Consider the following 19,269-nt stretch of genomic DNA (forward strand, 5'->3'; position numbering starts at 1 on the left):
TATTATTTCTTTAAAGTGTTAAGAATTGAGTTGAGTTTGGTTTTGACACTGGCGTCCATGCGATAGGTGTCGTACTCCAGGATGAAACCTCCGATGATGTCGGGGTTGACCTGCGACTCAAACTCCACTGTTCCATTAGTCTTACTCTCCACCATGCGGCGCATCTTCTGTTCTGTTTCAGGAGATACGGCAGCAGCAGTGATGAGACGTCCACGGATGACATTCTTCTGCTGACGGTAAAGCGTGACGTACGAATTGGCGATGAACTGCATCACATTCTCGCGGTCCTCCTTCAGCACCAGCTGGATGAAGGCCTTCATCAGACCAGAAGGCTCGCGGCCTGCCGCGGTGAGCAGCAAGCCCTCCTTCTTATCCTTCGAGAGCATCGGATTGTCAATCGTAGAGCGCAACTGCGGCACCTCGATGTAGCTCTTGGCTATCTGCTGCATCTCGGCATACACCTGCTGCTCTATCTTGGCGTCGGTAGCACTCTTGAGAAGTGCGCGCGCGTATCTTACCGATATGACTCCTATATCCATACGTTGGGTTACTTATTTATCAGTAGAAACTTCATCCAGCATGCGATCAATCAAATCCATCTGGGCCTTGTCGTCCTTCAGGCTCTGCTTGAGAACCTTCTCAGCGATGCCTACACTCAGTGCGGCAACCTGCTGGCGGATATCGGCAATGGCAGCCTTCTTCTCCTGGTCGATAGCCACACGGGCATCTTCCAGTAGACGGGCACCCTCTGCCCTGGCTTTCTCCTGAGCCTGCTCCACAATAGCGTCGCGTGTCTCCGCAGCCTCCTTAAGTATCTGAGCCTGACGGTCGCGTGCCTCTTGAAGGATAGCCTCACCTTCTTGCTTGATGTTCTCCAGTCGCTCAGAGGCCTCGTGAGCCTTCAGCAGACTTTCGTCGATGTACTTTTTCCGCTCCTCAACCATATTGGTAATGGCAGGAAATCCGTACTTTGCTAAACAGAAGAAGATGACGGCAAACGCCAGAAGCATCCAGAACAGAAGTCCCAGATCGGGGGTGAGGATTGCTGGCAGTTTACTGAAATCCATAAAACTTCAATTTTTCAGTTTTTGAATTCTTCAATCCTTACTTGATAAGGAATGCACAAGCTGCAATAGCGAAAAGAGCACAACCCTCAACGAAAGCAGAGGTCAGAATCATCTGGGTGAAAATCTTACCAGAAGCCTCTGGCTGGCGAGCGATAGCATCAACGGCGCTACCACCAATCTTACCAATACCCAAACCTGCACCAATTACTGCAATACCTGCACCAATACCGCAGCCCAGCTGAGCCAGACCCTCGGCTAAAAATAAAGCTGAAATCATAATACTTTTAATTTTTAATTATTAATAATGTTGTTACTTAATTCTCTAAAATCTTAATTTTACTCAGCGTGATGGTCCTGATGAGCCAGACCGATGAATACGGCACTAAGCATTGTGAACACATACGCCTGAACGAAGGCCACCAGCAGCTCCAGTGCATTCATAAACAGAAGCATGAGGATACTGAACAGGTTAAGCCCAAGACCATAACCTACTCCCATCGACCAACCAAGGAAAATCACACAGGTAAACGAAAGGATTACTGCGTGACCAGCCATCATGTTGGCGAAAAGTCGGATCATCAGAGCAAAGGGCTTAGTGAAGACGCCGAACAGTTCGATAGCAGGCATCACGGGGATAGCCTTCAGGAAGATAGGCACATCAGGCCAGAAAATATCCTTCCAGTACTCCTTATTGCCAAACAAGTTGATAGCAAGGAATGTGCAGAAGGCCAAGAAGAACGTGATGTTGATGTTACCCGTAACGTTAGCACCACCTGGGAAGATGGGCAGCAGTCCTACGAGGTTGGTAAACAGGATGAAGAAGAATACCGTCAGCAGATAAGGTGCGTAGGGTTTGTAATGCTTCTCACCAATTGACGACTTGATGACGTCATCGTGAATCATCATCACAAGCATCTCCACAGCTCCCACGAATCCGCCGGGCGCATTACTCTTCTCGTCATGCTTCTTATACCAGCGGGCACAGGATAGGAATACCCCCAGCAAGAGGGCTACCACAATCCATATCTGCAACACATTACGCGTAATGCTCAGATCCAACGGACGTTCTGTCGTCCCGTCGGCCATCCGCTCATACACCTTGCCATGTGCCTCTTCGTTGAAGAAGAAACCATCAGGCAGACTATGTGCTGTGCAGAAGTACCAAGCACCCGTGTTCGAACTCCTAAGGATTATCGGCAATAGAATGCTCAGATGCTTACCTTGATAAGAAGCAATGTGCCACTCGTAGGAATCGGCCAAGTGTTCAAGCACGATTTCCGGGATGTCGAGTTTCTCGTCCTCCTGCTCATTGGCATAGAGCGACAGCGGCAGAAACGCGACCATCAACAAGAGACATATTGACTTTAATTGTTTCATTTGAAATAACTCATTTTAAGATCGTTACAAACGATTTGATACTCTCGAAAAGAAGATGGAATGGTGAATAAGGGACACGAAGTAAAAGATCAGGAACACCACGAAGAACGTGATTATTGCCTGTCTGTTCGTAGCCAGATACCAAACAAACATAACGGCCAGCGCTAACAGAAAGCGGAATCCTGACACACCTGTAAAGAACGATGGTAGCATGTCGGAATGCTTGACAGCCACCCAACGCCACAGAAATGCAGAAGCGAGCTCTGTTATCAGCACAAAGAGCGAACTAACAACCAGTGGTATGATTATTCCGTCTGTCTGATAGACATTTGCCACCAGCAAACCCAGAAGAGCCAGCCCTGTCGTCAGCAAAATGCTCTGCCGTGCGTAGCGTTTACTCAGTTTATCAAAGTCCATTGTCACCGATGCTCCTTATTTCCACACATAGGCTTACAACATTCTTCTGCACTTCAACGAAGCCGCCTAAGATGTCGAGCCTGTTCTTCTCACCAGACTCCAAGGTATATACTACGGTTCCCTTCTCCAGCGACGAGATAATCGGCGCGTGGTTGGTAAGTATCTCGAACTGTCCAACTGTGCCAGGCACAAGAACGCTCTCGACTGCTCCGTCAAACTCTACCTTCTCGGGTGAAACTATCTTTAGCTGTAACATAATTGTCAAATTTCAATTGTCAATTAGCCTTTAGCTGCTTCCAACAGTTTCTTGGCCTTCTCCTTAGCATCTTCGATTGTTCCGACGTTCAGGAATGCCTGCTCTGGCAGATCGTCTACCTCACCATCGAGAATAGCATTGAAGCCCTTGATAGTCTCTTCAATAGGCACCATCACACCAGGCAGACCAGTGAACTGAGAGGCCACAGAGAATGGCTGTGACAGGAAGCGCTGCACACGACGTGCACGGTTCACAGTCAGCTTATCTTCGTCAGAGAGCTCGTCCATACCCAGAATAGCAATGATGTCCTGCAACTCCTTGTAGCGCTGCAGAATCTCCTTTACGCGCTGTGCACAATCGTAGTGAGCCTTACCCACAATCAGTGGATCGAGGATACGTGATGTTGAACCCAGTGGGTCAACAGCAGGATAGATACCCAACTCAGCAATCTTACGATCCAATACGGTGGTAGCATCCAGGTGAGTAAAGGTGGTAGCTGGAGCAGGGTCGGTCAAGTCGTCGGCAGGCACGTATACAGCCTGTACTGAGGTGATAGAACCGGTCTTTGTTGATGTGATACGCTCCTGCATCGAACCCATCTCTGATGCCAGTGTGGGCTGATAACCTACAGCTGATGGCATACGACCCAGCAGAGCAGATACCTCAGAACCAGCCTGAGTGAAACGGAAGATGTTATCGATGAAGAACAGGATATCGGCAGCACCGCCATCCTTACCACCACCATCACGGAATCCCTCAGCTACGGTCAGTCCTGAAAGGGCCACTGATGCACGTGCGCCTGGTGGCTCGTTCATCTGTCCGTAAACAAGTGTGGCCTGGCTCTTCTTCAACTCCTCAGGGTCAACAAGACTCAAGTCCCACTTACCCTGGTCCATAGCCTCACGGAACTTCTCGCCGTAGCGGATAACGCCACTCTCAATCATCTCGCGGATCAGGTCGTTACCCTCACGGGTACGCTCTCCCACTCCAGCGAATACTGAGAATCCGTTGTGTCCCTTGGCAATGTTGTTAATCAGCTCCATGATAAGCACGGTCTTACCTACACCAGCACCACCGAAGAGTCCGATCTTACCACCCTTCATGTAGGGCTCCAGCAGGTCGATAACCTTAATACCTGTGGCCAGAATCTCTTTCTTGGTCGACAGTTCCTCGAATGTTGGTGCCTCGCGGTGGATGGGGTAAGCCCCGTCCATATCGAGCTGTTTCATACCATCGATAGGCTGACCGATAACGTTCAGCATTCTACCTTTAATCTGATCACCTGCAGGCATCACGATAGGTGAACCCAGAGGGATCGCTTCCAGTCCGCGATGCAGTCCGTCGGTATTGTCCATAGCCACACAGCGCACCGTATCTTCGCCGATGTGCTGCTGCACCTCGACAATCAGGTCACGCCCGTCGCCACGATCAATCTTCAGAGCATCGTAAATCTTTGGCAACACCTTTTCGGCATCCTGGCCCTCTGTATCGAAGTAAACGTCGATAACAGGACCGATAATCTGCGAAATGTGTCCAATAATTTTTGACATAGCTGTTAATTTTTAAAGTTATTATTTGATTCTATATTTATCGTCTTAACGCAATATTGTAATTGAGATACTTAGGATTGCCGGTAACATCCTCAAGCACACGTATAAACGGCGGAAAGTTAACCGTTTCCTGAGCGGTGACGCCCTTGGTCTCCATCATCACCAGATTACTAACAGGGTTCTGGAAACTGTCGATCTCGAAGAACTGGCCTTTCCAAATGAAACTCTGACGTTTCTTACGGATGGTGGTACGATACGGATCAGCCTGTTGCAACATCTGCTCATAGAGATTGTTGTCCACCTGACGCTCGGTCTCTATCACCTCGGTCTCAGAGATACGCTTCTTGGAACGGTGCACATTGACCACCTTTCCACCACTCCACTCACGACGGCGCAGACGCACCTCTGTTCCTGGCTCTGCCACCAGATAGGTCTGTGTGATCTCGCTGACAGAACACTCTGGAATCTCGCCGGTAATCTCCACCCTGAAGATACGCTCCTCTTGCACTGGCTGAGGCAGCCCTACCACCTTGGAGATCTCGGTTAGCACACGGTTGAGCTTATTCTCAAAGTCGTCGTGGTTGTTGATGACACGCAGATGAGGATGCCCCGTCCAGGCCTTGATGACCTTCTTGTCGAGTTCACGGGCTATACGCAGTCCCTCTTCATTAGCTTGCTCATAGCGGGTGGCATTGGTGGCAGTGGTATAATACTGCTCAGCACCATCAGCAGCACTCACCAGGTGAAGCACGGCATCGTAGCTCTCACGCAGCGTATTACTATTGGTACCAGCCATGTGCGTAATCTCTTCCCACTCCTCGGGTTTGATATAGGCAGAGATATCCATCGCGCCACGATCGCATACAATCAGAACGGGATCTTCGCACACCTCAGCCAAACGCATGAACTGGTTTTCGAGCGCCAGCTGCGTCTCCAAGATGGCTCGCTCGCCCTGATAATACAGGTTGCGATTGGGGGTCAGGTAGTTCCAGCCTGCCGTACTGAATATCGTGGGCACTTCGGGTACATTAAACACCTTGTAGCCAAAGCCCGAGAAGTACTCAGTAATCTTTACCAAGGCAGTGGTCTTGCCCGCACAGGGGCCTCCTGTTAATACTATCTTTTTAATATCTGGCATAGATTAAATGCTAAGCTCATCAAGAACCTTAATCAGGCGTTTATCAAAACGTTTATCGGTGCGGATACACTCGCTGAAAGGTACGTATACCACCTCGTTGTTGCGGATACCTACCATCACATTACGCTGTCCCTGCTTAATGGCCTCGATAGCACCCACACCTGTGGTGGCAGCCAGAATGCGGTCGCGGGCTGATGGGGTACCTCCACGCTGCAAGTGACCAAGGATGGACACACGCACGTCGAACTCAGGGAACTCCTTCTTCACACGATCAGCATAGTAGAGTGCGCCACACTTGGGACTCTCGGATACGATCACGATACATGATTTCTTTGACTTTCGGATACCACGGCTCATGAACTGTGCCAACTGGTCAACATCCGTCGACTCCTCGGGAACGATGGCAGCCTCGGCACCACAGGCAATGGCAGAGTTCTGTGCCAGGAAACCGGCATCACGGCCCATCACCTCCACAAAGAAGATACGCTCATGCGAATTGGCGGTGTCGCGGATACGGTCCACACACTCCATGATGGTATTCATCGTGGTATCGTAGCCAATCGTTGAGTCGGTGCCATAGAGGTCGTTATCAATAGTACCAGGCAGACCTATCACAGGGAAATCGAACTCCATACCGAAGTTGCGAGCACCTGTGAGCGAACCGTTTCCACCAATAACCACCAGCGCATCAATCTCTTCCTTTACACAGGTCTCGTAAGCTTTCTGCATTCCCTCTGGTGTTGGGAACTCCTTTGAACGGGCTGTTTTCAGGATTGTACCACCACGGGTTACAATGCCACTCACATTCTCTGTGGTGAATTCCTGAACCTCATCATGAATCAGTCCTTCATAACCACGATATATTCCTTTAATCTTAAAACCGTTGTAGATACCGGCACGTGTCACGGCACGTATAGCGGCATTCATTCCTGGTGCATCGCCTCCCGACGTCAGGATACCAATCGTCTTAATCTTTGTCATATTACCTAATCATTTATTGTTTAGTTATACATAATTCACTTCAATCCACAGCACAGCCAAGCCTATCAGCATACCTGCCATCACCTTCAGCGTCAGGTTCTTCAGATACCAGCTAAGGCGCATGTGCTCCATTTTCATCAAGGCCAGTCCGCTCACCGAACCAACACTGAGCAGACAGCCACCTACGGCGGTACAGAAAGCAACAATTTTCCAATAAGCACCATTCACCACGAAATTCTCGGCATACGAGCCTTCCATGGCAGTATCAGCTATCGGATAAAGCGAAACGTCGCTCATGGCAATCGTGAACGAGTCGACAAGTCCACTCAGCAGTCCAGAAACTATTCCAAGAATCCACACATTTTCAAAAGTATCATCTATCCACTGGGCCACATCGCTAAACACGCCAGTCTCGGTAACAACACCCATTGCCAACATAATACCCATTACAAATAGTATTTGCTGCAGTGAGCCATACTGCACCGAACGAGGAGTCAACCGCTGCATCATCTGGTCAGCTCCAATCAGCTTGCGATTCATAATCTCGTTGACTACCCACAATACACTCAGCACACACAAAGCACCGAGGAATGGTGACAGTTTCGTAATGGTATGGAAAGTCGGAATAAACCACAAACCGCCAATACCTACAAAGAGCATCACTATGCGTTGCCAAGGCAACAGATTGGTATCATCACCACGGAACGGCATCGGTGCCCATTGGGTATCAAGTCGCTCTGGCAGTTCACGATTAATCAGGATGGTTGGCACAATCCAAGCCAGAATAGCTGGCAGTGCCATATACGTTGTATATCTGGTTGCAGTAATGGCTTCATCCCCCCAAAGTACTAGGGTGGTAGGATCACCTATCACAGTCAGACACCCCCCACAGTTGGCTGCAATAACGATGGCTGCACCAATCAGCATACGCTGACGACGGTTCTGGACAATGGAATGCATGATGACCAGCATCATCGTTGCTGTTGTCAGGTTATCGAGATTAGCCGACAGAATGAAAGTTGCCAAGGTGATAGTCCACAATAGTCGTTTTGAGTTGTGGGTCTTAATCCACTTTGTTACAAAATCGAAACAGCCGTTATTATGCAGTATCTCGACGATACTCATGGTTGCCAGAAGAAACATAACGATACTGGCTGCACGACCTACGTAATATAGGAATATATTATTATATATGTAATATTTTACTGCTTCGCTCGATGGCAGACTACCTGCAAGGAATTTCCAATAATCCTGTGCATGGCGCTGCATCACAAAGTCGGTACCATAACATATATAGACCACCCATCCTACAGTACCGATAAAAATGGCGATTGCCGACTTGTTTACCCCCGTTGTGTGGCCAGTAGCTATCACAACGTATCCTAATAATAGCAGTATGACGATAATTAATGTCATTTTCTCTATGCCTCCTAGTTTAATATCTCCGAAGGAGTCCAATACCAGAATATAGAACCTCTTCCGTCTTCTGTATTGTCACGTGCTCCTATCTTACCATTACAACGGTCCATGATAGCTTTACAAACACTAAGTCCAAGTCCCGGATTATCCTGACTCTCGTCGTGGGTATATGTATTCTTGTCGCTTAACAGACCGAAAATATTATTCTTCAATTTTTCTGGTAAACCTTCACCGGTATCCTTCACTTCAACATACAGACCACCAGCCTTCAGGTAATATGTCAGCGTAATCTTGCCTTCGGTGGTGTGTTGCATGGCATTCTCCAAGAGATGCATCGTAACGATGCGCAAAAGTTTTTTGTCAATGAGAGCACGGAGACCGCCCACAGGTTCTACGACATCCAGTTGTACGCCTTTGTGCAATTGTAGACGAATTTCTGAAGCATATTGTCCCATCTCATAGTCCACATCTGTCACCTCACGCTTGAATAGCTGCTTATCACCTTCCACCTCACTGAGAGAGAGCAGTTCATTAATCAGATGCAATAAGTCAAGTCCATTCTTATTAATCAACTGCAATAAATTATCGCGCTCCTCTCGTGACATTGTATCGTCCTCCATAGACATCAACAAGTCAGAGAATCCGATAATGGCATTCAGTGGTGTACGCAACGAGTGACTGAGATTTCCCAGGAAGATATCCTTCAACTCTTCACTCTTACGGGCAGCCTCTGCATTCTGACGGGCTTTCTCCTCATTCTTCTTTGCTTCCTCAGCATTTCGCCGTGCTATCTCTGCATTCTGTTCAGCTATAGCCGCATTACGCTTTGCCTCTTCTTCGCTGACCTTAGCTCTTTCTGCGTTCGCTCTGGCAATAGCTTCGCTCTCCTTAGCCATCTCAGCATTAGCCCGCGCCTCATCCTCACTCTTTCGTGCTTTAGCTTCACTTTCCAGCGCCCTCTCCTCATTCTGGCGGGCTAAATCCAAAGCATTTTTCAAGTTACGTGTATTGCGTTTCTGCATCAGAATCACACCTATCAATGTCGCAAACACCACAGCCAAGATGCAACCATACACCCAGCCTGGTATAATCACCCCGTTGAATGTAGATGCCACGTTACCATACACCTCGTCAATCAAGCCTTCATCCTCCATCTTATCCAATTCCTTATTGATGGCATCAATCAGTTTCTTATTATTGCTCACATAGCAATATTCACGTGGTGTCAGCGTCAGATCCTCCTGTTCAATGTTCATCAGATTATATTTTTGGGTCAGGAATCTGGCCTGATATCTATAGCATACTAATGCGTCGTATTTGCCATTCGACAAATCTTTAATAGCCTTAGTCAGATCTTCAACGATAATCAGTTTTGCTCCGATCTTCTGCAGTGTATCACGAACTGGCCGACTGGCCATCAGTGCCACTTCCATGTTATGCATGTCACGCAGACCGTAATTTTTCTTAGCACCTTTACGAGTCAGTATCTGATAATACAAGCGAATAACGGCACGTGAATAATTGGTCACATCCTTTCGATATGGCGAATACACCATCATGCCCAGATCTACTCGACCCTGCAAGACGTCATTGGCTATAGCTCCCCAATTATTAGGTTTGTACTCAAATGGAATTTCCAAACGCTTCATCAGAAGCTTAGTAAACTCTACATCAGCGCCGTTAGGTTCTCCTTGCTCATCGATAAACTCAAGCGGAGGATAATCTTCGTCGATTCCAAAAAGCAGAGGTTTCTCTTTGGTGAAGCCGAGGTTGGCTGCACTTACCGAGAGGGTAAATGTCAGGAACAGCAATATGTAGTTCAGTTTCAGCTTCATAATAGTCATTCTTAATCAGGCTTAAAGCCTTGATTGGGTACAAAATTAGAAAAAAAACTCCAAACCGCCAAATATTTTCCCCAAAAAAACTAAAAAAATCACAATCCACGGGCTTTCCAGATGCGATCTTTGGCTGCATTAATCTCCTGAAACTTCTTCTCAGCGGCCTTTCTTACATCTTCGCCCAAGGCTGCCACTTTGTCCGGATGATGCTCCAAAGCCAACTTTCGATAGGCTTTCTTGAGCTCGTCATCGGTAGCTTCAGGACTAACGCCTAACACCTTATACGCATCTTCCAATGTGTCTCCTTCCAAATGAAGCATTTGGTCAACTTCTGTTGCACGTAGTCCCATCCACTGAGCGCATTCCTTCAAAGCCGAAATCTCGCTCTGAGGCACACTTCCATCAGCCTTGGCCACCATGACCAGATAATTCAGCAGCTGCAAACGCTGACTATAATCCATTTGTTGACATATTTGGCCACAGCAAGCCTGCACAGTCTGCTTAAACTGGGTCCATCCTTCACGTTTCTGTTCCTCAAACAGACGATTGAGAATATCGTTACCTTGCTGGACGGCAACCGAACCGAAATTCTGTCGAAGCATCTGTCTGACAAGCTCCATTTCGGAGTGCATGGCCTTTCCATCAGCCTTGATGATGTACGACGATAATACCAGTAACGAAAACAAGAAACTGTTACGTTGGCCCTGTTGCTGACGTTGTTGATAAGCCTGCTGATAAGCATCGTTATACGACTGCCACGTACCAGAGTTGTCAGGATTATTCACCCCATTCAGCATACTTTCGAACAACGAGCCTAAAAGATAGCCTGCCAGCGCTCCTAAGGGACCACCAGCCATCCATCCTACAAATCCTCCTATCCATTTACCTGTAGCCATAATCTTTCCTTTTTTTAACATCAATCACCGGAAACTTCAGCACTACCTTCTTCCTGGGGCAGATTCTGCCAAGTCGGCTTAGGCTGACTCCTTTTCTGTTTGGCACGCTGCATCAACTGGCGGCCTTTAACTGGCGATATAGGATGTCCATCATAATAATATTCATAAATAGGCGTGCCCAGCTCCAGTGGCACGGTGGCGAGATATTCAACAGTATGAAACTTGCGACTATTGCGAAGCGTTACCACCTTTGAGATCTCGCTGTTGTAACCAGCTTTACCGATTACCCCTACAGCTCCACGATAAAAGACCACTCTCTGTGGACTACGCTCAATCACCAACAACTGCGCATTACCCGCCAGACTGACTAACGCACCGAAACGATTATCTTCTGAACGCAACCAGATTTCATCATAACCATCACCATCGATATCTACATAGCAATATTTTGCCACATCTACATCCTGGAAACCAGAGTCGGTCAGTCCGATTCGACGCCACAGAATGGTACAGATGGTTTGAGTCAGGTAGGCCCGCTCGCCTTCACCGCCATCAGCAGCGAGAAAATCATCTACAAACCAGTCATCACGCTCATAATGCAGGCTTAAGACCACCTCGTAATCACGCCCAAAATTATGAATTCCAACCCTAACAATAGCTGTTGTATCGGTCTGAATATCAATATCCTTAGCCTCTGCCGTGAAATCTTTACTCCAATCTTGTGCATTAATCCAATGATCAGCATCAAACAATATCTCACCCTCAGCCAACTCATCCCAGGCCTGACGTACCAGTTCGAGATACCGCAAGGTACAGTAAGTCGAGTCGATATCAGCCATACCATGATGACTATAGACAGAATCAATACGCTGACGGATATAATCAGCTGTATGCTTCTCGTCGGCCCAAGCAGTCTGTACAACGACCGACATCAAGACGATTAAGATTGAAACAATTTTCTTCATTGGCAATACTAAGTTAGTTTCTGCAATTCGGTGTAGATGCGCTGCACAGGCAACCCCATCACATTATAATAACTGCCATGCAAGCCCGTCACCCCGATATAGCCAATCCATTCCTGTATTCCATAAGCGCCCGCTTTATCAAAGGGGCGATAATGCGATACATAATGTTGTATCTCCTCATCAGTTAGCTGTTTGAAGGTAACATCGGTCGTAACGGAGAACGAACACTGCTGTGTGGATGTCAGCAACGATACCCCCGTTGTCACCTGATGCGTACGACCGCTGATTTCACGCAGCATGCGAACGGCATCAGCCTCGTCATGGGGTTTCCCAAGAATATCCTCTCCCACAATCACCACTGTGTCTGCCGTAATAATCAGCTCATCCGCCTGCATCGTACTCCGATAGGCATCGGCTTTTTTCTCAGCAATATACTGAGCCACCTCACTGGCAGGCAGCGATGCGGGATAGCTCTCATCGATTCCGTTAATCACACGCACCTCGAATTTTAATCCGAGTCCTGCGAGGAGTTCCTTTCTTCGAGGCGAATTACTCGCCAACACATATTTGTATTTCCTCATTACCATCCAAAAGCTTTCTCGTTCATGACCCACTTGCCTTGTGCACGAAGAACCTGTTCGATTACATCACGTCCACATCCGTAACCACCACGTCGGTCACTGGTATAGAGCGAGATATCACGGATTTCCTGACAGGCATCCTTGGGACACACCGGGCACCCCACCCTGCGCATAATCTCCAGATCAGGTATATCGTCGCCCATATACATCACCTCCTCATCCGTGTAGCCATAAATAGCCAGGAACTCATCATAGGTAGCTATCTTAACAGCACACCCCAGATAGATATCCTCTACGCCTAAGCCCTCGTAACGCACACGCAGACTTTCTACCCGTGCTCCCGAGATAATGGCAATACGCAATCCTAACTTCATAGCCAGTTGAATGGCATAACCATCCTTGATATTCACCGTACGCAGAGGTGTTCCATCTGCACTCAGGTTGATGGTCTCTGCACTAAGCACGCCATCAATATCAAAGATAATGGCCTTGATCTTATTTAAATCGTAGTTAATCATTGAACTTTGAGCTTTGAACTTTAAAACTTGTTCAGGTGAACGTTTTCCCATTTCAGTTTCTCCTCGTCCTGAGGCTTACGCTCATCCTGCCAATGTCCTAAAGCCAAGATACAGAGACAGTTGTAGTTGTCGGGAATGCCAAGCACACCACGAATCACCTCATCAGCCGTCGTACCATCACTTAGTCCGCGACCACGCATCTGAATCCAGCACGAACCGAGCCCCAGTTCTTCAGCCTGGTATTGCATAGAGATGGTTGCAATAGATCCATCCTCTACCCAACAGTCGTTCTGCATAGGATCGCCCAGTACGGCAATGGCTACAGGCGCCCCTTTCAGGAACTGACTACCCATGTCCTTGGCATCCGCCAGTTTCTCAAGATCCATTTTGTCATCGACCACTACGAATTGCCAGGCGCGCTGACTCTTAGACGTGGGTGACATCAATGCTGCACGAAGTATTAATTTGAGGTGATCAGGATCAACTTCTTCAGCCGAGAATTTGCGATGGCTACGACGCAACTGCGCCAAATCTTTAAAATTTGTCATATCATTCGAATTATTATGCTGCAAAGGTACTATTTTTTTTCAATACAGTGACACAACGACACCGAGAATTATAATAAAAAAACAAAAAACAATGCAACTTTATATCTCTGTGTAGCTTTTTTTATATATCTTTGCACCATGAATCAACTGATTACTACCATATACACAAAATCCAAAGGCATGCCCGCACTTCGCGAAGGTAGCTATTTCCACAGCCGCGAACTGATGGAAGTGTGTGAGGCCGCTCCACGCCAACGTCCCTATATGGTGGTGATAACCGACGGCACTGGTCGCGAACTCTGCCACATGTTAGGCATCATTCGCTTCCGCACGTTGATACTACCCCCTTTTCTGCTGATACACTGCCGCATATTGAGCGAAGGCATTTACTGCGACGACCCTGCCTATAAGAAAGATGAACTGTTCGGCTGTATGCTGGATGCTTTAACTCGTAAGTTAGACAATCGGGTATTATTCATAGAGGTCAGCAACCTCAGCCAAAAGATGTTGGGCTACAAGCAGTTGCGTCAGAACAACTATTACCCAGTGAATTGGATATCGATTCACAACTCTCTGCATCGGCATGCTCCCGAAGAACGTATCAGCGAGAAACTGCAGCGGCGCATAGACCACGCCCACCAGCGTGGTGCACAGACCGAGATTGTTAACACTGAAGCTGATTTCAAGGCTTTTTCACAATTACTACGCAAGCACCACATCCTCAAGCCTAAGCGCTATATCCCTGACGATATATTCTTCCGCGAGTTAATGGCAAGCACCAACGGTAACCTCTTCGTTACCAAATACCATCACAAAGTGATTGCCTGCGCAGCTTGTGTATATAGTGAGGGCGATGCCTACTTATGGTATTCGGCCTTCAAACGCAAGAGTTACCACGCCCTGCATCCCGACACCATCATCATCTGGGATGTCATGAAGCACGCCTACGAACAAGGCTATCAACACATGCGGTTTATGGATGTCGGCCTGCCGTTCCAGAAGAATCCCTACCGCGAATTCATTCTGCGATTCGGCGGTAAGGAGCAGAGCACCTATCGCTGGTTCCGTTTTTCCATACGATGGGTGAATGCCTTGTTATCATGGATATACAGAGAGTAGCTACTTCTTGATTTCCTCAACGTTACCCCCTGACATGATATCCGTAATCTCTACGTCAGAGGCATTCATATTAACATCCTTGTCTTGGGGGATGTCAGGCACCTCAAGAGCTGCCTCATTGTCAACCAAACCCGAATAGGCTATCGAGTCGATAGCTGCCGAATCAGTAACCAAGGGACGATACTCGATATTCTCTTCCTCTACAGGAGTCATAGGCTGACGACCTCCTCGACAAGCCACGAGAGCAAGCATGACTGATGCTGCAAATAGTAGTTTCTTATTCATACTGAAATGGGTATTTAGATGCGTGATACTTGTTTTACACCTTTCACTGTGCGGAGTTTTTTTATCAGTGCTTCCAGACGCGAGGTATCTTCGAGCATCACAACGATATTACCACTGAATAAACCATCATGACTATCGATATTGATACTGCGAAGCACCAGCTTCTCATCCTTCGAGATGATAGAAGTAAGATTATTGACGATACCTATATCGTCGTTTCCTATCACACGTAGTGCGATACTATACTGCGACGATCCCTTACCACTCCATTTCGCCTTGACAATACGGTATCCGAAACGACGACGTAACTCAGGCGCATTCGGACAGTCGCAACGGTGAATCTTAATACCACCGTTCACGGTCACAAAGCCAAACACATCGTCGCCATAGATGGGCGAACAGCATTTTGCCAACTGATAATCGAGTCCTTTCAGGTTACGGTCAATCACCAGCACATCATCGTTCATATGCTGATTCAAACCAGCAATCTTCGACTCATCGAGTTCGAACTCGCTGGCCGAACGGGCCTGATTATCTCCTGTAACAACAGACTCTTTATCTCTGAGTTCCAAGAACTTATCAAGAACATCATTTGTATCGAGTACACCATCAGCAATAGCCTTATAGAAGTCGCTCACCTCTTTATAGCCCATCTTACGGATGACGTTGAACATGATGCTGTCGTCCTGTTCTATCTTACGATTACGGAACTTTCGCTCCAACATTTCCTTAGCAAAGAGTCCATCCTTTACCTGAGTCTCCTTCAGTGCCAGTCTGATTTTGGATTTGGCACGTGAGGTTTTCACGATGTTAAGCCACTCCTGACGAGGCTTCTGGTTTGCCGAAGTCAGAATCTCTACCTGATCACCACTCTTCAGCACATAGCGGATAGGCACCACCTTTCCATTAATACGTCCTCCGGTACACTGATTCCCCAGTTTGGAGTGGATATGATAAGCAAAGTCGAGCACGGTGGCACCAACCGGGAACTTCCACAGATCGCCTGCAGGCGTAAAGACAAACACCTCGTCTTCATAGAGGTCCATCTTAAACTGGTCCATAGCGTCCAGTCCGTCAGCATGTTCCAGCATGGTACGGATATTGGTCAGCCATTCATCGAGACCCGTCTCACCCTTCACGCCTTTATAGCGCCAATGGGCAGCCACACCACGTTCAGCCACTTCATCCATACGCTCGGTACGTATCTGTACCTCTACCCACTTCTGTTCCGGGCCTAACACCGTGATGTGCAACGACTCGTAGCCGTTCGACTTGGGTACCGACAACCAGTCACGCAAGCGCTTGGGGTTAGGCTGATACATATCGGTAATTATCGAGTATGCCTGCCAGCACTGCATCTTCTCCTGCTGCAACGGACAGTCGATGATGATGCGGATGGCAAACAGGTCGTAAACGCCTTCAAAGGGACATTTCTGTTTCTGCATCTTCTGCCAGATAGAGTGGATACTCTTAGTACGTCCCTTGATATGACAACGGATACCCGCCGCCATCATCTTCTGTTCTACAGGCTTGATAAACCTTTCGATGTAGGCATCACGCGATGCCTTGGTAGCACTCAGCTTCTCACGGATGTGGTAGTAGGCATCGTGCTCCATATATTTCAGCGACAAGTCCTCGAGCTCACTCTTCAGTTTATACAAACCCAACTTGTGAGCCAGCGGCGCATAGAGATAAGCCGCCTCTTGCGAAACCTCCAGTCTTGCCTCAATATTCTCTGTATCGCGGATCTGGCGCATCAGATTCACACGGTTGGCAATCATAATGAGAATCACGCGCATATCCTCCGCAAACGACAATAACAGGTTACGGAAGTTCTCACTCTCAACAGCCGGATTCTTCTCATATAGCTGCTGGATGCGGTTCAATCCATGAAGAATTCGTGAAACAGACTCGCCATGAGTTTTCTCTACCTCATCGAGCGTGATATGCCCCGCCTCAATTTCCGGTATCAACTCTACAGCCACAATAGCATCGCCTTTCAGTCCTATCTCCTCAGTCAGGATTTCGGCCGTCTGCGAAGCCATGCGTTTCTTCTGTTCATATGTAAATGCAAATTTTTCTGCCATAAACTCTATTTTTCGCTACAAAGATACATTTTTCTTTGGATTTATTTTCATTTTTCGAAAAAAATGGTTACTTTTGCCGTAGTTTTTTGACAAAATACCTTTTTTTATTATGTTAGCAGAGAAAGACTTGAAGCAAATTGCTCAAAAGGGCATTACCCAGGAGCAGATTGAGAATCAATTGAACGAGTTTAAGACAGGTTTTCCATTCCTGAAGTTAGAGGCTGCTGCAGGTGTCGGCAACGGCATTATCGCCCCCGATGCCAACGAGCGCCAGAAACTGGTGGAAGCATGGAACGCATATAAGGCCGAAGGCAAGCGTGTTGTTAAGTTTGTGCCAGCCTCAGGTGCGGCCAGTCGTATGTTTAAGAACATGTTCGCATTTGTCGATGCCGACTACGACGTACCAACCACCGATTTCGAGAAGAAATATTTCGATTCTATTGAGAAATTCGCCTTCTTCGAGGCACTGAATGCTGTCTGCCAGAAGAATGAGGGCAAGGGCATCAAGGCTCTTATCGCCGAAGGCAAATACAAGGCTGTAGCTGCCAATATGCTGAAGGCCGAGGGGTTGAACTACGGCCAGCTACCCAAAGGTCTGTTGTTGTTCCACAAGTATCCCGAGGGATCCCGCACACCCATGGAGGAGCATTTGGTTGAGGGCGCACTCTATGCTGCTTCCAACGGCGAGTCGCACGTACACTTCACCGTGAGTCACGAGCACATGGAGCTGTTCAAGGCAAAGGTTGCCGAGAAGGCAGACTTCTTTGCTAAGAAATATGGCATTAAGTATGATATCACCTTCTCTGAGCAGAAGCCCTCTACCGATACCGTTGCCGCCAATCCCGACAACACCCCGTTCCGCAACGAGGACGGCAGTCTGCTTTTCCGTCCAGGCGGTCATGGCGCACTGATTGAGAACCTGAACGAAATCGAAGCCGACGTCATCTTTATCAAGAATATCGACAATGTGGTACCCGACCGTTTGAAGCCCGAGACTGTGGAGTGGAAGCAGGTGATTGCAGGTGTGCTGGTAACCCTACAGAAGCAGGCTTTCGAGTATCTTCGTCAGCTCGATGCCGGTGCTACCGAGGCTCAGTTGCAGGAAATGGCAGCATTCGTAGCCAAGAACCTGTGCACCGATGCCAAGAACAACAAGGTTGATGCCGACTATCTGCGTAAGAAGCTGAACCGTCCTATGCGTGTATGCGGTGTTGTTAAGAACGTAGGCGAACCTGGTGGTGGTCCATTCCTTACATATAATCAGGACGGCACCGTAAGCCTGCAGATTCTGGAAAGCAGTCAGATCGACACAAACAACGAGGCCTACATGAAGATGTTTACCCAGGGTACACACTTCAATCCCGTTGATCTGGTATGCGCCGTTAAGGATTATCAGGGCAAGCCATTCAACCTGCCAGCATTTGTCGATAAGACCACAGGTTTCATCTCTTCGAAATCAAAGGCTGGCAAGGAACTGAAAGCCCTTGAGTTGCCAGGACTATGGAATGGTGCCATGAGCGATTGGAGCACCATCTTCGTAGAGGTTCCTCTGGGCACCTTCAATCCAGTAAAGACTGTGAACGATCTGCTGCGCGAACAGCATCAGTAATACCAAAAAGAAATCCCCGCCAACCAGCGGGGATTTCTTTATTATTTCTGTTCAAGCATCGCATCAATCGCCTTGATACCCTTATCGGTACAAAGCCCTCGAAGCGACACGAACACCAGGTTTCGGAATATATCTTCAATGGAGTACTGCTTGTACAGTTCCTTCTCCATGACATATTGCCCCATGGCATCAAACTGCAGTACCGCCATCTGATAATCCAAGTCGGAACGGAAGTAGCCCTCATCCACACCGCGCTGGATAAACAGCAAACTGTTTTCACGCATGTGGTCATTCTGCTCTGTCAGAAATTGTTGCAATTCGGGATATTTCACCATCTCAGTAAAAAAGAGCGGATTGGTATTCTTAAAGTCAGCCACCTTCATCCGATATACTTCGAGCAGTATCTCCATCACGTTATTGCAACGACTGGTCACCAGTTCCATGACATCCAAACGCTGCCTGAAGTGCTTCACCACCACCTCGAACAGTAAATCCTCCTTTTTATTATACAGTTCATAGATGGTACGTTTCGATATGCCCATGGTCTGGGCCACATCATCCATACGTACCGAATTGATACCCCGCTCAGTAAAAAGTTTCATTGCCACTTCGGGTATT

21 protein-coding genes are annotated in these 19,269 nt (G+C 47.8%); 2 read left to right on the forward strand and 19 right to left on the reverse strand.

Annotation, left to right across the window (positions count from 1 at the left end):
* Positions 1-2 precede the first annotated feature (2 nt).
* The 16 genes from T495_RS0106220 to T495_RS0106295 all read right to left on the reverse strand — a co-directional run bounded on the left by T495_RS0106220 (position 3) and on the right by T495_RS0106295 (position 13,551).
* Entirely contained in the window at positions 3-539 is a 537-nt protein-coding gene (locus T495_RS0106220; RefSeq protein WP_028904315.1) for a F0F1 ATP synthase subunit delta, read from the reverse strand.
* Positions 540-551: 12 nt separating this feature from the next.
* Complete coding sequence (gene atpF / locus T495_RS0106225; RefSeq protein WP_028904316.1) at positions 552-1,067, reverse strand: F0F1 ATP synthase subunit B; 516 nt, start codon at positions 1,065-1,067, stop codon at positions 552-554.
* A gap of 37 nt (positions 1,068-1,104) precedes the next feature.
* Positions 1,105-1,347: an ATP synthase F0 subunit C gene (gene atpE, locus T495_RS0106230; RefSeq protein WP_028904317.1), complete on the reverse strand. Its 243-nt coding sequence runs from the start codon at positions 1,345-1,347 to the stop codon at positions 1,105-1,107.
* A gap of 56 nt (positions 1,348-1,403) precedes the next feature.
* The gene (gene atpB, locus T495_RS0106235; protein ID WP_033147979.1) at positions 1,404-2,444 is read right to left on the reverse strand and encodes a F0F1 ATP synthase subunit A; all 1,041 of its coding nucleotides are present in this window, start codon (positions 2,442-2,444) and stop codon (positions 1,404-1,406) included.
* Positions 2,445-2,468: 24 nt separating this feature from the next.
* Entirely contained in the window at positions 2,469-2,816 is a 348-nt protein-coding gene (locus T495_RS0106240) for a hypothetical protein (RefSeq protein ID WP_231480258.1), read from the reverse strand.
* A gap of 34 nt (positions 2,817-2,850) precedes the next feature.
* Entirely contained in the window at positions 2,851-3,117 is a 267-nt protein-coding gene (atpC, locus tag T495_RS0106245) for an ATP synthase F1 subunit epsilon (RefSeq protein WP_028904320.1), read from the reverse strand.
* A 23-nt stretch (positions 3,118-3,140) separates the two neighbouring features.
* Positions 3,141-4,667 carry a F0F1 ATP synthase subunit beta gene (atpD, locus tag T495_RS0106250; RefSeq protein ID WP_033147981.1) on the reverse strand — a complete coding sequence of 509 codons (1,527 nt, stop codon included), beginning with the start codon at positions 4,665-4,667 and terminating at the stop codon, positions 3,141-3,143.
* 37 nt (positions 4,668-4,704) lie between these two features.
* Positions 4,705-5,805 carry an AAA family ATPase gene (locus T495_RS0106255; protein ID WP_028904322.1) on the reverse strand — a complete coding sequence of 367 codons (1,101 nt, stop codon included), beginning with the start codon at positions 5,803-5,805 and terminating at the stop codon, positions 4,705-4,707.
* 3 nt (positions 5,806-5,808) lie between these two features.
* Positions 5,809-6,786: a 6-phosphofructokinase gene (pfkA, locus tag T495_RS0106260; RefSeq protein WP_028904323.1), complete on the reverse strand. Its 978-nt coding sequence runs from the start codon at positions 6,784-6,786 to the stop codon at positions 5,809-5,811.
* 24 nt (positions 6,787-6,810) lie between these two features.
* Entirely contained in the window at positions 6,811-8,202 is a 1,392-nt protein-coding gene (locus T495_RS0106265) for an SLC13 family permease (RefSeq protein ID WP_028904324.1), read from the reverse strand.
* Positions 8,203-8,216: 14 nt separating this feature from the next.
* A complete protein-coding gene (locus T495_RS0106270; protein ID WP_197020349.1) occupies positions 8,217-10,040 on the reverse strand; it encodes a transporter substrate-binding domain-containing protein in 1,824 nt (607 codons plus the stop codon).
* Positions 10,041-10,138: 98 nt separating this feature from the next.
* Complete coding sequence (locus T495_RS0106275; protein WP_033148112.1) at positions 10,139-10,939, reverse strand: DnaJ domain-containing protein; 801 nt, start codon at positions 10,937-10,939, stop codon at positions 10,139-10,141.
* Positions 10,940-10,959: 20 nt separating this feature from the next.
* The gene (locus tag T495_RS0106280) at positions 10,960-11,904 is read right to left on the reverse strand and encodes a hypothetical protein (RefSeq protein WP_028904327.1); all 945 of its coding nucleotides are present in this window, start codon (positions 11,902-11,904) and stop codon (positions 10,960-10,962) included.
* An 8-nt stretch (positions 11,905-11,912) separates the two neighbouring features.
* Entirely contained in the window at positions 11,913-12,491 is a 579-nt protein-coding gene (locus T495_RS0106285) for a Maf-like protein (RefSeq protein WP_051651886.1), read from the reverse strand.
* Entirely contained in the window at positions 12,485-13,003 is a 519-nt protein-coding gene (locus T495_RS0106290) for an HAD family hydrolase (protein ID WP_028904329.1), read from the reverse strand. The genes T495_RS0106285 and T495_RS0106290 overlap by 7 nt, the downstream gene beginning before the upstream one ends.
* Positions 13,004-13,023: 20 nt before the next feature.
* Positions 13,024-13,551, reverse strand: coding sequence for a nitroreductase family protein (locus T495_RS0106295; protein WP_033147984.1), 528 nt, complete (start codon positions 13,549-13,551; stop codon positions 13,024-13,026).
* Positions 13,552-13,689: 138 nt separating this feature from the next.
* Here T495_RS0106295 and T495_RS0106300 point away from each other — a divergent pair, with 138 nt between their 5' ends.
* Positions 13,690-14,670: a GNAT family N-acetyltransferase gene (locus T495_RS0106300; protein ID WP_028904331.1), complete on the forward strand. Its 981-nt coding sequence runs from the start codon at positions 13,690-13,692 to the stop codon at positions 14,668-14,670.
* On the opposite strand, the gene T495_RS0106305 is transcribed toward T495_RS0106300, so the two are convergent.
* Together T495_RS0106305 and T495_RS0106310 are read right to left on the reverse strand one after the other, a co-directional pair.
* Positions 14,671-14,955 carry a hypothetical protein gene (locus T495_RS0106305; protein ID WP_155950145.1) on the reverse strand — a complete coding sequence of 95 codons (285 nt, stop codon included), beginning with the start codon at positions 14,953-14,955 and terminating at the stop codon, positions 14,671-14,673.
* A 14-nt stretch (positions 14,956-14,969) separates the two neighbouring features.
* Positions 14,970-17,042 carry a bifunctional (p)ppGpp synthetase/guanosine-3',5'-bis(diphosphate) 3'-pyrophosphohydrolase gene (locus T495_RS0106310; RefSeq protein ID WP_033147985.1) on the reverse strand — a complete coding sequence of 691 codons (2,073 nt, stop codon included), beginning with the start codon at positions 17,040-17,042 and terminating at the stop codon, positions 14,970-14,972.
* Between the two features lie 109 nt (positions 17,043-17,151).
* Between T495_RS0106310 and T495_RS0106315 the strand changes: the two genes are divergently transcribed.
* Positions 17,152-18,651: a DUF4301 family protein gene (locus T495_RS0106315; protein WP_033147986.1), complete on the forward strand. Its 1,500-nt coding sequence runs from the start codon at positions 17,152-17,154 to the stop codon at positions 18,649-18,651.
* Positions 18,652-18,692: 41 nt separating this feature from the next.
* Here the strand turns inward: T495_RS0106315 and T495_RS0106320 are convergent, their stop codons facing one another.
* On the reverse strand, positions 18,693-19,253 hold the full coding sequence (locus T495_RS0106320; protein WP_197018882.1) for a TetR/AcrR family transcriptional regulator: 561 nt from the start codon (positions 19,251-19,253) through the stop codon (positions 18,693-18,695).
* Between the last annotated feature and the right edge of the window lie 16 nt (positions 19,254-19,269).

Source organism: Prevotella sp. P6B1 (genome assembly GCF_000702825.1).
In the GTDB taxonomy this organism is placed as follows: domain Bacteria; phylum Bacteroidota; class Bacteroidia; order Bacteroidales; family Bacteroidaceae; genus Prevotella.